Here is a 13661-nt window from a genome sequence, read left to right as displayed (position 1 = left end):
CGCCCATCGAGATCGCTTTCCCGAGGAACAGGGCGCCGAACGGCAGCAGTTCCGCACCCGACGCCGGCGGCGCGAGCAGGGCGTCGATCGCGACCGTCGCGACGACCGCCAGCACGACGAGGGAACACGTGGCGGCCGACCAGTGCCTGCCGACCAGGTGCAGTGCGCTGCGCAGGTGGTCCTGCAGCGGCGAGAGCACCGCGAAGGCGGCGGCGGTGATGGCGAGCGCGAGGTACGACGAGAGCGGGACTCGACCGAACAGCGAGGCGCCGCTCACCGCGACGAGCAGAGCGGTGAGCGCGTCGATGGGGACGGCGCGGAGCCCGTCCCGGGAGACCGCGGGCGCGACCACGGTCGGCTGGAGGTTCGCCTTCAGCTCGGACGGGACGAACACGAGCTGCCTGGGCAGCGACATCGCCACCAGGGTCGCGGAGAAGAAGAGCACGTAGAGGGCGAGGACGTTGCCCTCGAGATCGCGGATCGCGGTGAGTCCGGCGAGGAACGTGCTCGCCGCTGCGGCGCCGGCGTCGAACAAGCCCGCCAGCACCTTGGACGGCGTCTTCACCGACCGGTTCCGTCCGGAACGGGTGCTTCGGACACGATCCTCGCCGGATTGCCGACGACCGCGGCGCCCGCCGGCACATCGTGCAGGACGACAGCGCCCGCGCCGACGCGAGCGCCATCGCCGATGGTGATCGGCCCGAGCAGGATGGCGCCGGCGCCGATCTGCACATCGTTCCCGATGCGGGGGCTGCCGCCGTCGCTCTCGCGGTTCCCGATCGTGACGCCGTTGCGCAGGACGACACCGCGCCCGATCACGGTGTGATCGTTCACGACCAGCGCGAAGCCGTGGTAGATCGTGAGTCCGCCGCCGATCCGGGTCTTGGGTCGGAGCTCGAGGCCGTACCCCCACTCCGTCCATGCGCGGTAGAGCGCGACCGGCAGCACGGCGCGGAGGCGGAGACGATCGCGCGAACCCATGGCGAGCTGCGCGAAGCGGAATCCGAGGAGCACCGTCCTGGGCTTGAAGTCGCGGGGGTTCGCGCGCCAGTCCTCCCGCACGAGGCGCACGAAGCTGGCGAAGTCACCCGCGAAGCCGTCGTCGACGGATTCCGACTGCGAGGCGATGGGGGCGGACACCTCGTCGAGTACCCCGCGCCACGCGCCCGCGTAGGCCGCTGCGGAGTGGCTGCGCGCTGCGTGCTCGAGCACGCTCTCCCTCCGGCGCCCGCCGAGCGTGCCGTCCTGCTCGAGCGCGAGCAGCGCGTCGACCATCGCAGGTCGATCCCCGGCCGGCACGAGCGCGCCGACGTGCTCGCCGACCAGGTCGCCGATGCCGCCGATGTCGTAGGCGACGACCGGGGTGCCCACGGAGAGCGACTCGACGATCGTGAGCGGCTGCGCCTCATACGGGTACCGGGACGGGAAGACCAGGACGGACGCCTCGCGCAGGACGCGCCACTTGTCGTCGACGTCGACCGCGCCGAGCAGCTCGGTGCGGTCGGCGATGCCGGCGCGATCGAGATGGCGCGAGATCTCCCCGATGCGTTCGGGCGAGCCCGCACCGGCGATGCGGAACCGCCAGTCGACGGAGGGAGCGCGTTCGACGAGGGAGGCGGCCACCCCGATGAAGTCGTCGACGCCCTTCTCCGGCAGCAGATTGGAGAGGAAGAGCACGCAGGCCGACGATCCGCCCTGAGCGAGGGTCGTCGCTTGCGCGGCCGGCACCTGGCCTGCGGTGTTGGGGACGACGCGGATGCGCGCGGGCGGTACAAACGCTGCGACATCGTGCACGAGGCGATCGCCCAGCACGACGACCCGGTCACCCGCATCCAGCGTCGATCGGACGAGGCGCTTCCAGGCACCTCCGCGCGCCGCCAGGCCGGCGAAGCCGACCGTGTGCACGTAGAGGACCAGCGGCACGCCCCGTCCCTTCAGCAGCCTCACCAGCAGAGAGTCCACGAGGAACGAGCCAGGCCGGTTGGTGATGAAGAGGATCGCTGCGGCGGGCCGTCGACGCGTCGCCGCGAGCAACCGGGAGACCAGGGACGGGACCGCGAGCGCCTTGCCGCCGCTCGCCCGGCCGACCTCGTCGGCCGATCTGCTGAAGCGGCGATCGACGAGCCGCGCGCTCGTCCCGATCGCCCGCATCGCGTCGAGGAAGTGCCGCGTCATGATCGTGGAGCCGTGCACCGGAGGGGGCAGCTGGCTGATCACGACGACGCGTCGAGCATGGGTGTCGCGCACGCAGCAACCTCCTTCCGAACGTACGGTAGACGTCGCAGGCCGCGACGGCACGCGTTGCGCCGGACGCGTTTGGGCCGGACGCGTATGGGGACGACGCGTCGGGTGAAGACGCGTCAGGGGAAGACGCGTCGCGGGACGACGACGTCGTGGGGACGGGGACTCAGTGGTGACGGTGCAGGGCGAACTCGCGGTGCCGCTGACGACGCGGGCGGACGACCGCGAGCAGGAAGAGCGCGTTCCCCACCGTGTAGCGACGCCACAGCCGACGGGGCTCGGCGGCGAACCGCCACAGCCACTCGAAGCCGATCGCGGAGACCCAGTGCGGGGCCGGCACGAGGGTGCCGGCCGCGTAGTCGAACGCTGCGCCGACCGCCACCGAGACGATGGGCAGCGAGCGAGCGATGCGCTCAGCCTCGAAATCCTGCTTCGGCGTGCCGAGACCGACCCAGACGACCTGCGCTCCGGATGCCCGGATGCGCGCGTCGCGCTCGATCAGCTCCTGCTTGGTCGGCGACCTGAACGGCGGGGACTCGGCCCCGACGACGATGACGCCCGGGAAGTCCTTCGCCAGGTTCTCGCGCAGTCGCTCGAGCACCTCGGGGCTGCCGCCCAGCAGGAAGTGCCGCAGCTCCACCTGACGGCCGACGTCGATCACGTCGAGCATGAACTGGGGCCCACGGACCTGGTGCAGCCGGTTCGTGCCGCCGCGGAGCGAAGAGACCCACGTGATCGGCTTGCCGTCGGGCAGCAGCCAGCCGCGGCGGTCTTCGAAGACCGCTGCGACGTCGGGCTCGGTCGACGCGAGCGACACCGAGTAGGCGTTCGCGAGGTGCACGTGGTCGCCGTGGGTCCGGTTGGGCTCGATCGCTGCGATCGCGACGTCCATCGCGGCCTCTCGAGGCGCGCGCGCCACGAACGGCAGCCCGGCGATCGGCTGGACCAGGTCGGCCCAGGACTTCCGCAGGCTCTGCGGTTCCGGTTCGTCGATGTTCATCTTCGGTGACTCGTCCAGCGCGCTCACCACGCGCTCCGCTGCTGGTCGGCGGGGCGGCTGATGCGGACGGTCGCGGTGGACGCGCCGGCGCTCGACTCGCTGCCGGGGCCCTGGGGTCCCTGCGCGTATCGGACGGCGGACTGCTCGGCGTCCCGGTTCGAGACCATGGTCAGGACGGTGCCCAGCACCCGCGCGTCGGCGCGGTCGAGCACGGCGAGCGCCGAGTCGAGCTGCGCGCGCTTCACGCGGTTGGCTGCGGCGACCACCACGGTCCCGCCCACCCGCTGGCTCAGCACGGCGGCGTCGGACACCGCGAGCAGCGGCGGCGTGTCGATGATGACGAGGTCGTACTCGGCGGCGACGAGGTCGAGGAACTCGTCCATCGCAGCGCTCTGAGCGAGCTCGTTCGGGTTCGACGGCAGCGTGCCGGCGGGCAGCACGTCGATCGCGTCGGCGACCGATCGCTGCACGGCCTGCTCGAACGTCGCTCCCCCGACCAGGACGTCGGCGAGGCCGGTCGTCCCGTCGATGCCGAGCAGCTTCGCCAGCCCGGGCCGGCGGAGGTCGCCGTCGACGAGCAGCACGCGTCGGCCGAGGTCGGCCACGGTGAGCGCCAGGTTCGCGGCGGCGGTGGACTTGCCCTCGCCGGCGAGCGCCGAGGTGACCACGATCGAGGGCTTGCTCTCGTCCAGTCCGGCGAAACCGAGGTTGCTCCGGACGGTGCGGTAGTCCTCGGCCCGGCGGCTGCCGGCGGCGTCGCGGACGACAAGCGGGCGGCGGTGGGCGGCGGCGTCGCGGATGGTGGTGCCGAGGACTGCGGTGTCGGTGACCCGCGCCAGATCCTGCGGGGTGCGGACACGGGTGTCGAACAGCTCACGGGCGAGGCCGATGCCGAGCGCGATGACGAGACCGATGAGGAGACCGCCGACCGCGAGCAGCCAGGCCGGAGGGCCGGCGGGTGCAGCAGGAGCCACGGCGGGGTCGACGGCCAGCAGCTCGACGCCTGTCGCGTCCGCGTCGGCACCGGTGAGGTCCGACACGGCGGAAGCGAGCTGGGCGACGATGGCGTTGGCGACTCGCGCCGAACCGGCCGGTGTCGAGGCCTGCACGGAGACGGACAGCGCCGCCTGGTCGGTGACCGGCACGACGTCGACGTCACGAGCGAGCTGAGCGACCGTGGTGTCGAGCTTGAGGCTGTCGATGACCGGCTGCAGCACGAGCGCGGTGGTGGCGAGGTCGGCGTAGCCGCTGACGGCCTGCTGGCCGAAGGTCAGCGCTCCGCCGAGGTCGCCGACGTTCTCCGCCGGCGGCGTCGAGACGATGGCGCGGGCGGTGGACTCGTAGGTCGCGGGGCGGAGTTCGGCGAAGCCGAGGCCTCCCAGAGCGCCGACCAGCGCGAGCACGATGATCACCGGCCAGCTGCGCGTGAGCACGTTCAGGTAGTCACGGAACTCCAAGGCATGCCTCCTGAGTGAGAGTCGTCGTTCGGGTGAGTCGACGTGTTCCGGTGGGTGGCCGGGAACCGTCGAAACAGTACGGGTCGGTTGTCACGAACGGGTATCCCCCTTTAGGGGCGGTCAGCGGCGGATGAAGCCGGGTCGCCCGGACTTGGGCGGACGAGCGGACGCCATGGTCGCGAGACCGAGCACGCACCCCACGCTCCACCAGAACGGCATCGCCCCGAACGGCGACTCGAGCACCACGCCGAAGCTGGCGGGCAGGATCAGGGAGTACACGATCGAGGCCACGATCAGCGCGAAGCCGTCCTCACGCAGCAGGGAGCGACTGCGCCAGGCGCGCCAGAGGGTGATGGCGATCGTGGCGACGAGCAGCGCGAGGCCGATCGTGCCGAGGCGGGACAGCGAGCCCAGCCAGTAGTTGTGCGGCGAGCGCGGCGTGACGTCCTCGTCGAGCGCTGCGCCGACGAGCAGGACGGTCGAACCGGAATCGCGGAGGAAGTCCGGCCCGAACCCGACGCCGACGGTCGCGCGGCCGGCGTCTTCGAAGTCCCAGGCGACGAGGTGGTTCCAGGCGTTCGACCGCGCTCGGGCCGTGCCCTGGCCGATCTCGCCCTCGTTGGTCGCCGCGGTGCCGGCGGTCGGGTCGACGGTGGCGATGAACTTGCTACCGACGTCGGAGCTGAGCACCAGGCCGGCACCGAGCAGCGCAGCCACCACGACGACGAACCCCACCGCGATCCGGTTGAGCGGAGGTCGACGACGGTCCGTCAGCATGAGCAGCAGCACGAACCCGCTCGCGACCACCGCGCCGAGCAGGCCGGCTCGACTGAGGGAGAGCGCGATGGGCAGCCAGCAGGCGATGTAGAGGACCACGAGCAGCGGCACGTACCGCCGAAAGCGCAGTGCGCGCCACAGCAGATAGGCCGCGAGCACGCCGATCAACGCGCAGTCGACGTCCGGACGCTGGCTGAAGACGTAGACGCCCTGCGTCTCGTTCAGCAGCGGCAGGTAGGTCGGCAGGTCCGGCAGGGCGAGCACGACCGTGTACCAGATCGCGTGGGCGGCGAGCGCGACGACGAACAGCTTCGCCGTGCGTGCGCGCTGCGCCGCGGTCGCACGCCGGACGGCGTAGAAGCCGAGCAGGCCGAGCAGCACATAGATGTACGGAGCGCCGTCGCGGATGGCGGCGAAGGAGAAGTCGCCGCCGAGCACGAAGCGCAGCACGGCGTAGCCGCCGAGCGCTGCCAGGGCCCACGGTGCGGAACGGCTCGACACGTCTGGCCGCAGCGCGGCATTGCCACGCGCGGACCGGATGACGGTGCGGAGCACCGCGAACGTCATCAGCACGTCACTGAGGAGGACGACGCCGTTGTAGCCGATGTAGCTGCCCCACCGGGTGCCGAAGAGCAGCAGCGCGATCGCCAGCGAACCGGCCAACATCGGCCCGGTCGTCGACGGAGTTCCGACCCCGTCGCGGAGCGGCAGCACGGAACGTTCGCGGACGGTCGTCACGAGTCGATGACATCAGAGATGACCCGAGATGGAAAGCCCCTGTTCAGAGGGGCAAATGCTCTGAAGGCCTCCGGCATGATCAGAACGTGAACACATCGTTCGACGATGCCGCGGGAAACCAGGGCATTCGACGGCGTCTGAGCGGTCGCGGCGAGCTCCTCACCGCGCGCGGGGAGCCGCGCCGACTGCGGCCGGAGGATCGCTCCGCGAGCCCTTCCCTACACTGAACCGGTGCTGATCGACTCGAAAGCGGGTGCTGGGGGACGGCACACCCCTCTCGACGAGGTCCGCCGGTGATGGCGCACGGGCCCCGGCGACCCAGGGTCCTGCTCTGCGTCGACGAGTTCCGCTCCGGCGGCGTCACCACCGTGATGATCGACTTCGCCCGGCTGCTCGGAGACCGGTTCGACATCGAATTCGCCGCGTTCCGGGCCGGGCCATGGCTGGATCGCGTGCAGGAGACCGGGCTCCCGGTGCACATCGTCCCGCTGCGGAGCATGCCCTTCCTGATGCGCCGATTCGATCTCGTGCACTCCCACTACCGAGGTCTCGGGGTGCTCGCGTTCGCGACCGGCCTGCGGCGGCGCTCGATCGAGCATGTGCACAACCTCTACGACGACCGACCGCTGCTCTCGTTCCGCGGGAGGACCGTGGTCGCGGTCTCGAACGCGGTGGCGGAGTCGCTGCGGGAGCGGTATCCCAGGCTCGCGAGCAGCGCGCTGGTCGTCGTCCGGAACGCAGCACCCCCTTCGCTCCTCGAGCGCCCGCACCCGCGGCCCCGCCCGACTCCGCTCGTCGCGGTGGCCGTCGGGCGGCTGGTCGAGCAGAAGGATCCGCTCACGTTCTTGAACCTCGCGCGCGCGCTCCGGGACGCGGACCCCGACTTCACCGCCGTCTGGGTGGGCGAGGGTCCGCTCTCCGACGAGTTCACCGCCCGCCTCGAGCAGCTCGGCTTGCAGGACGTGGTGTCGTGGGAGGAGATGCCGGAGCGCGCTCGCGCCCTCGAGCTGATCGCCACGGCCGGAGTGCTCGTGCTCACCTCGCGGTGGGAGGGCTTCCCGATGGTCACGCTCGAGGCGGCGGCGCTCGGCACCCCCATCGCGACGACCGAGTGCGGCGACATCACGGAAGACGTCGACCGCATCGGCATGGGCGTCGTGCTCCGCGGCGACCGGACCGACCCCCAGGTCATCACGCAGTGGGCGACCTCCGTCGAAGGACTCTGGGCCGACGAGCGGACGTGGCTCGCGAGCTCCGACCGCGCGAAGCAGGCAGCCGCCACCGAGTTCTCGATGGCGCACCTGAAGCAGCAGATGACGGAGGTGTACCGAGCGGCACTCGCCGATCGTCGCCGGCGCGGCAGGGCGCGCGCGCTGCCGCGAGGCCGCGCCGCCCGAGGCCGGGACTGAGGAACGAGGGCCGCCTTCGGCCGTGCTGCTGTCCCCCGTTCTGGGGAGACGGCGGTTGGGCACGTCGAGCGTAGAGTCTGGGCGCCCTGCCGATCGCCCTCAGCTTCGCGCTGTCACCCGCCGTGATCGGATCCCACCCCTCTTGACGGATCCTAGGAACTGTGATGCCCGACGCTCTCATCCAGCCCGACGACACGAGCCTCGCGCCTGTCCCCGTGTACCGCCCGCACCTCGGAGTCGAGGTGCACCAGGCGGTCGACGGCGCGCTGGACGCGGGTTGGCTCGGGATGGGCCGGCTCAGCCAGCAGTTCGAGGACGAGATCGACCGCTTCCTCGAGCTCGACGGCCGTCACGCCGTCGCCACGAACTCGTGCACGGAGGCGCTCGCGCTGGCCGCGAACCTCATCGGGCTGCAGCCGGGGGACGAGGTCATCGCGCCGTCCTTCACCTATGTCGCCGGTCACCAGGCGATCACCCGCACCGGCGCCTCCATCGTCTTCTGCGACGTGGAGCCGGACACGCTCTGCATCGATCCGGCCCAGGTCGAGAAGCTCATCACCCCGGCGACGAAGGCGATCCTCGCCGTCGACTATCTCGGCCTGCCCTGCAAGCTCGACGAGCTGATGGAGATCGCCGACCGCCACGGACTGCGGATCATCGAAGACGCAGCGCACGCGTTCGGCTCGCGCAGCGACGGCCGCATGATCGGCTCGTTCGGCGACATCACGTGCTTCAGCTTCGGGCCGGTCAAGACCATCACGACGCTCGAGGGCGGCGCGATCATCACGCGCGACCCCACGGACGTGCAGGCGCTCCACGAGCTGCGGATGCTGGGTATCGATTCGGATACCGACGCCCGCTACCGGAACCAGCGCAACTGGGACTTCGACGTCGTGCGGCAGGGCTTCCGCTGCCACCTCGGCTCCGTGCCGGCCGCGATCGGCCTGGCGCAGCTCGGGCTCATCCACGAGTTCATCGCGAACCGGCAGGACTACTGCCGCGCGTACGACCGCGGCCTCCGCGACCTGCCGGGCGTGCGTCTGTTCGACACGGACTGGACGGGTGTCGCGCCCTACATCTACGTGATCCGGGTGCGCGACGACGAGGAGCGCGGTCGACTGATCGCGCACCTGAAGGAGCGCGGCATCAGCACCGGGATCCACTTCCTGGGCGCGCACAACTTCACCTTCTACGCCGACAGCCGCCGCGGTGACCTGAGCGTCACCGAGCAGGCGACGGGCCAGGTTCTGACGCTCCCGCTGCACTCCTACATGGACGAGGCGACGATCGACCGCGTCGTGCAGGCGATCCGCGGGTTCTACGACGACGAGACCCGATCCGGCGTGCTGGCCGAGGCCGTCGCCGTCCACGCGTGATCGTCGCCGCCGTCGACCACTCGACGGCACCCGACTCCGCCGCCGCGGCAGCAGTCCCCGGCGTCAGTGCTCCGTTGGAGGAAGCATGAGCTCGTTCGACCAGGCCGGGATGCCCGATCCCGCCGACATCCCCGTCGTCATCTTCTGCGGTGGCATGGGGACCCGGATCCGTGAGGCCAGCGACAAGCTGCCGAAGCCGCTGATCGACATCGGCGGCCGGCCGATCCTCTGGCACATCATGAAGCTGTATGGCTCGTACGGCTTCCGTCGCTTCGTGCTCGCGCTCGGCTACAAGGGCGAGGACATCCGCCGGTTCTTCCGCGACTACGGCACCCTCTCCCGCGACTTCACGATCCGGCTGGGCCAGGACAGCGCCCCGGACTGGCATCGGGACGGCGACATCGAGGACTGGGAGGTCACGCTCGTCGAGACCGGCCTCACCTCCGGTACCGGTGCACGGCTGAAGCGCGTCGCCCAGCACCTCGACGCGCCCTACTTCCTGCTCACCTACGGTGACGGGATCGGCTCTGTGAACGTGCTCGAGCAGTTCCGCCAGCACGTGGAGTCCGGCCTGATCGGCACCGTCACCGGCGTGCACCCGACCAGCCGCTACGGCGAGATGCGGGTGGACGGCGCTGTCGTCTCCGAGTTCAGCGAGAAGCCCAAGCTCGGCGAGGGCTGGGTCTCGGGCGGCTTCTTCTCCTTCAAGCGGGAGATGGTCGACGAGTACGTGGAGGCCGACAACGTGGACCTGATGTTCGAGGGTGCTCCTCTGCAGCAGCTCGCCGCGGACGGCCAGCTCGGCATCTACCGCCACGAGGGCTTCTGGATGGGCATGGACACCTACCGGGACTACAGCGAGCTCAACGGCCTGTGGGACAAGGGCCGTGCGGACTGGAAAGTCTGGTGAAGGTCGTCGTGACGGGCACCGAGGGCTACCTCGGCTGCCTCGTCGGTAACGAGCTGCTGCGTGAGGGCCACGAGGTCCTCGGCATCGACACCGGCTTCTACAAGGCCGGCTGGCTCTACAACGGCCTCGACCACACCCCGGACACCCTGGTGAAGGACGTCCGGGACGTGACGGTGGAGGACCTCGCCGGCGCGGACGCGGTCGTGCACATGGCCGAGCTGTCGAACGACCCGCTCGGCCAGCTCTCCCCCACGATCACGAGCGAGGTGAACCACCAGGGCTCCCTCCGGCTGGCCAGGATCGCCAAGCAGGCCGGCGTGCAGCGCTTCGTCTACATGTCGTCCTGCAGCGTCTACGGCGTCGCGGACGGCGAGGTCGACGAGACGAGCCCGACGAACCCGCAGACGGCGTACGCCGAGTGCAAGGCGCTGGTCGAGCGCGACGTAACGCTGCTGGCGGACGACGCCTTCTCCCCCGTGTTCATGCGCAACGCGACCGCGTTCGGCGCGAGCCCGCGGATGCGCTTCGACATCGTGCTGAACAACCTCGCGGGGCTCGCCTACACGACGAAGGAGATCGCGATGATCTCCGACGGCACCCCGTGGCGCCCGCTCGTGCACGGGCTGGACATCGCGAAGGCCATCCGTCTCGCTCTTACTGCACCGCGCGACGCCGTGCACGCAGAGGTGTTCAACGTCGGATCGAACGAGCAGAATTACCGCGTGCGCGACATCGCGGAGATCGTCGGCGACGCGTTCCCCGGCTGCAGCGTCAGCTTCGGGCAGGACGGCGGCGACAACCGCAGCTACAAGGTGCGATTCGACAAGATCCACGCCCAGCTGCCCGGCTTCTCCTGCGACTGGGACGCGACCTCGGGCGCGAAGCAGCTCGCGGACGTGTTCACCTCCATCGACCTGGACGCGACGACGTTCACCGGCCGTGGCCACACGCGCCTGAAGCAGCTCGAGCACCTCATCAGGACGAACCAGGTCGACGGACGGCTGTTCTGGACCCGCGCGTGACCTCCGACGGCCGTCAGTCCGTTCCGCGGGAGCACGCCACCGTGCTCGGGGTCGCCTGGTATTGGGTGGTCGCGATCGCCGTGCTGGTCGTGGCACTGCTCGTGCTCATCGTGGTCTCCGCGGCACGGGCCTCCACCGAGCAGGCGACCGCGCAGCGGGCCGCCAGCGCCTACACGCCGCCGGCGCTGCCGACGGTGGCACCGGTCGCCAGCTTCAGCCAGGCGGTCGACCGCCTGAAGGACACCAGCCGGCCCTGGACGGTCGCGGTCGTCGGCGACTCGACAGGCTACGGGCCCGAGCGATGGGTCGACCAGTTCGCGACGCAGGTCTCCCTGGAGCGCAAGCGTCAGGTCGTGCTGCACGACTGGAACGACGAGTCGCTGCAGTACGACCCGGCGAAGACCATCGGCTCGGGCGGTGCGGCGATCACGATCTGGAACGCGGCGGCGCCCGGCCGCGGACCCGACTACTCGCGGGCCCACCTGAGCACGATGATCCCGAAGGGCATCACGCCCGACGTCATCATCATCAACCATGGCCACAACGTCGGCCCGGACATCGCCGTCGACACGAACGGCCTCATCTCCGCGCTCCGGTTCAAGTACCGCACGGCACCCTTCGCCTACACGGTCCAGAACCCCTTCCGCAGTGACACCGCAGCGGAGCAGGAGGCCCGCGCCAGCGACGAGCTCGCGTACGCGACAGAGCACGGCTGGCGGGTCATCGACGTGTACGACGCGTTCACGAGCCAGCCGGCGCTCGCACCGCTCTACGAGGACGACCGGCACGAGAACGCGAAGGGAGGCCTGCTCTGGGCCCAGACCGTGATGAAGGCCACCGGGATCTGACTCAGCGGGTGGACGCGGCGTTCAACACCGCACTCCCCTGCGTCCGTGCCGCGTCTCCCGGGCTCAGCAGATCTCATGCTGGCTCGCCGGATCGGTTCCGCGTGACGCCAGGCCGACGTGTATCGACCGCGTGAACAACCTGCGAGGTCAGCAGATGCTGACCGCGCAGGCGTCGAACCCCGTCATCGAGTCGTTCTTGAGGTGGGACGCCAGCTCTGCGACCGCGGTCTCATCGAGGTACACGACCGACTGCCCTTGCTCCGTGCCCGTGCCGTTGGTCGGCACCGTCGACCCGACGACGTCGCTGCTCCGAACGCTGCGGAGCGAGACCGCGAGCCGCCCGAGGTAGCCGGAGTCGAGCCCGCGGTCGGTGAGCAGGTACGGCGCCACAGACCGGACCGCGGATCGTGCGGCGAAGGGATCCAGCAGCTTCCGACTCGTAACCGAGCCGATGACGCAATCGACGCGGCGAACGCCACACGCCTGCCAGAAGGCGAATCCCATCGCGGAGGCGCTGTCCGAGTGAGGATGTCGCAGACGGTAGTTCCTTCGAATTGTTCACGCCGAACCCGGGTCCCCCCAACACCGGACCCGTCGACCGTGAAGCGGGCCGACAGCGAGCCTGCGGCTGCAGTCGGATCGAACTCGAGATGGCCTCCGGGTCCGTCGCGACCACGTCCGCGCCGCAGCCGTTCAGCCGCACGGCTACGTCGAGCGCGGACGAGTCACCGACGTTATCGGAGTCCGGCTTGAACGCCGGCCCGAGCACGGTGTCCCGTTTTTGGCGTACCTGAACGCCGTGCGTCTCGACGCCAATGTCGACCGCACTGGGGGAGCCGGAAGTTGATGTCGTCGATTTGCTTCAGGAACCCCGCCGACTCGTCGCGCCCAAGCTCCTCGACGCGAGCAGGGAACGCACGGATGTTCTCCGGGCGTCCGCCACCCAAACCGATACCGGCATTTGGCACCAGCGCCCGATCCTTGCGTCGCACTCGATCACGTGCCGCGAGCTCCCCGACGTCGGCATCCCGCTGCCCGTGGCGGGCTCCTACCACAACCACACAGACGAGTCGGTCGTGGTACGGGCCAGCGAGCACCAGGACTGATTCGCCAGCAGCGGCTCCAGCTATGGCGGCATCTCGGACCAGACCTGCGGCTGAAGCGCGAACCGCGCTGCGTGGCAGATATTGCCGGTTGCGGCGTGTTGCTGCAACGCCGCTAATTAGCGTACCCAGACGATGTAAGCACGAACGACATATCCTATCGACCGTATGCTCCAGGTAACACTTGAAGCGAAGCCCACGGGAACCCTTTGAGTACCTCATAATCGGGCATCTTCGTCAATGCTGGCCAAGGGTCTTGAGAGGACCCGGGAGCGGCACCAACACCTTCACCGACGACGGCGACCGCACCAGACTTGTCAGACACAATGAACCCATAACGCTGCGCGGCCTTAGCAATCATCACACCGATCGGCGATAATCCAAGTTTGTGGACGTCGACTCTCGCATCCAGACGAAGCCGCGTTCCTTCCGGCATGGCGAATGGTGAATCATCACTTCCATCAGATCGCTGGGCGGGCCAGCTGAACACACCTCGCGCAGCGTTTGGCACCTGAAGCGATAAAGCAGGATCGATCCCGCCCGCCTTGACGTCCGCTAAACTCACCATCCCTCCCGAATTCGGGAGGCCTGTTGCCGTAGCGCCGAAACCGCCCGCAAATACGCCGGGCCCACGAGACGCGTTATCCAAGCGCCCCCCCCAGCAGGCAGACCATCGATTTCCGTTCTGCCTCATCTCCCAAAACTCCCATAATTGATCGGAAGCAGCATCGTAGATCGTCATCTCAGCGTCAGTTCCTGTCGACGAGTCGGCTACCACCG

At 69.6% G+C, this 13661-nt stretch carries 11 protein-coding genes and 1 pseudogene; 6 read left to right on the top strand and 6 right to left on the bottom strand.

The features are described 5' to 3' along the window. Window positions 1–561 precede the first annotated feature (561 nt). The 4 genes from ACFE67_RS04630 to ACFE67_RS04615 all read right to left on the bottom strand — a co-directional run bounded on the left by ACFE67_RS04630 (window position 562) and on the right by ACFE67_RS04615 (window position 6213). Window positions 562–2247 (bottom strand): glycosyltransferase, encoded by a 1686-nt coding sequence (locus tag ACFE67_RS04630; protein ID WP_375405699.1) that lies wholly within the window; start codon window positions 2245–2247, stop codon window positions 562–564. Between the two features lie 160 nt (window positions 2248–2407). Next, on the bottom strand, window positions 2408–3268 hold the full coding sequence (locus tag ACFE67_RS04625; protein WP_375405698.1) for a WecB/TagA/CpsF family glycosyltransferase: 861 nt from the start codon (window positions 3266–3268) through the stop codon (window positions 2408–2410). Beyond that, window positions 3265–4698 carry a polysaccharide biosynthesis tyrosine autokinase gene (locus ACFE67_RS04620; RefSeq protein ID WP_375405697.1) on the bottom strand — a complete coding sequence of 478 codons (1434 nt, stop codon included), beginning with the start codon at window positions 4696–4698 and terminating at the stop codon, window positions 3265–3267. The genes ACFE67_RS04625 and ACFE67_RS04620 overlap by 4 nt, the downstream gene beginning before the upstream one ends. A gap of 120 nt (window positions 4699–4818) precedes the next feature. Beyond that, window positions 4819–6213, bottom strand: a complete 1395-nt coding sequence (locus ACFE67_RS04615) for an O-antigen ligase family protein (RefSeq protein WP_375405696.1) — start codon at window positions 6211–6213, stop codon at window positions 4819–4821. 296 nt (window positions 6214–6509) lie between these two features. Here ACFE67_RS04615 and ACFE67_RS04610 point away from each other — a divergent pair, with 296 nt between their 5' ends. The 5 genes from ACFE67_RS04610 to ACFE67_RS04590 all read left to right on the top strand — a co-directional run bounded on the left by ACFE67_RS04610 (window position 6510) and on the right by ACFE67_RS04590 (window position 11778). Continuing rightward, a complete protein-coding gene (locus tag ACFE67_RS04610; RefSeq protein WP_375405695.1) occupies window positions 6510–7622 on the top strand; it encodes a glycosyltransferase in 1113 nt (370 codons plus the stop codon). Window positions 7623–7786: 164 nt separating this feature from the next. Further along, window positions 7787–8998 (top strand): DegT/DnrJ/EryC1/StrS family aminotransferase, encoded by a 1212-nt coding sequence (locus tag ACFE67_RS04605; protein WP_375405694.1) that lies wholly within the window; start codon window positions 7787–7789, stop codon window positions 8996–8998. A gap of 85 nt (window positions 8999–9083) precedes the next feature. After that, entirely contained in the window at window positions 9084–9908 is an 825-nt protein-coding gene (locus ACFE67_RS04600; RefSeq protein WP_375405693.1) for a sugar phosphate nucleotidyltransferase, read from the top strand. Beyond that, window positions 9905–10930, top strand: coding sequence for an NAD-dependent epimerase/dehydratase family protein (locus tag ACFE67_RS04595; protein WP_375405692.1), 1026 nt, complete (start codon window positions 9905–9907; stop codon window positions 10928–10930). The genes ACFE67_RS04600 and ACFE67_RS04595 overlap by 4 nt, the downstream gene beginning before the upstream one ends. Further along, window positions 10927–11778: an SGNH/GDSL hydrolase family protein gene (locus ACFE67_RS04590; RefSeq protein WP_375405691.1), complete on the top strand. Its 852-nt coding sequence runs from the start codon at window positions 10927–10929 to the stop codon at window positions 11776–11778. Before ACFE67_RS04595 ends, ACFE67_RS04590 begins: the two co-directional genes overlap by 4 nt. A 147-nt stretch (window positions 11779–11925) precedes the next feature. Here ACFE67_RS04590 and ACFE67_RS04585 read toward each other — a convergent pair whose 3' ends face one another. Together ACFE67_RS04585 and ACFE67_RS04580 are read right to left on the bottom strand one after the other, a co-directional pair. Next, on the bottom strand, window positions 11926–12168 hold the full coding sequence (locus tag ACFE67_RS04585; protein ID WP_375405708.1) for a hypothetical protein: 243 nt from the start codon (window positions 12166–12168) through the stop codon (window positions 11926–11928). A 253-nt stretch (window positions 12169–12421) separates the two neighbouring features. Beyond that, window positions 12422–12547 (bottom strand): annotated as a pseudogene (locus ACFE67_RS04580) (UDP binding domain-containing protein); the annotation flags it as partial. Between the two features lie 46 nt (window positions 12548–12593). Here ACFE67_RS04580 and ACFE67_RS04575 point away from each other — a divergent pair. After that, entirely contained in the window at window positions 12594–12884 is a 291-nt protein-coding gene (locus ACFE67_RS04575; protein WP_375405690.1) for a hypothetical protein, read from the top strand. The last annotated feature ends 777 nt before the right edge of the window (window positions 12885–13661 follow it).

It is taken from the genome of uncultured Amnibacterium sp. (assembly GCF_964244015.1).
In the GTDB taxonomy this organism is placed as follows: Bacteria; Actinomycetota; Actinomycetes; order Actinomycetales; family Microbacteriaceae; genus Amnibacterium.
This window is presented reverse-complemented; position numbering and strand designations above follow the sequence as displayed.

What these genes read in the sequence shown, in the direction of transcription:
- ACFE67_RS04610 (WP_375405695.1), top strand. Translation starts at nt 6,510, where the DNA reads ATGGCGCACGGGCCCCGGCGACCCAGGGTCCTGCTCTGCGTCGACGAG.
- ACFE67_RS04575 (WP_375405690.1), top strand. Translation starts at nt 12,594, where the DNA reads ATGTCGACCGCACTGGGGGAGCCGGAAGTTGATGTCGTCGATTTGCTT.
- ACFE67_RS04600 (WP_375405693.1), top strand. Translation starts at nt 9,084, where the DNA reads ATGAGCTCGTTCGACCAGGCCGGGATGCCCGATCCCGCCGACATCCCC.
- ACFE67_RS04605 (WP_375405694.1), top strand. Translation starts at nt 7,787, where the DNA reads ATGCCCGACGCTCTCATCCAGCCCGACGACACGAGCCTCGCGCCTGTC.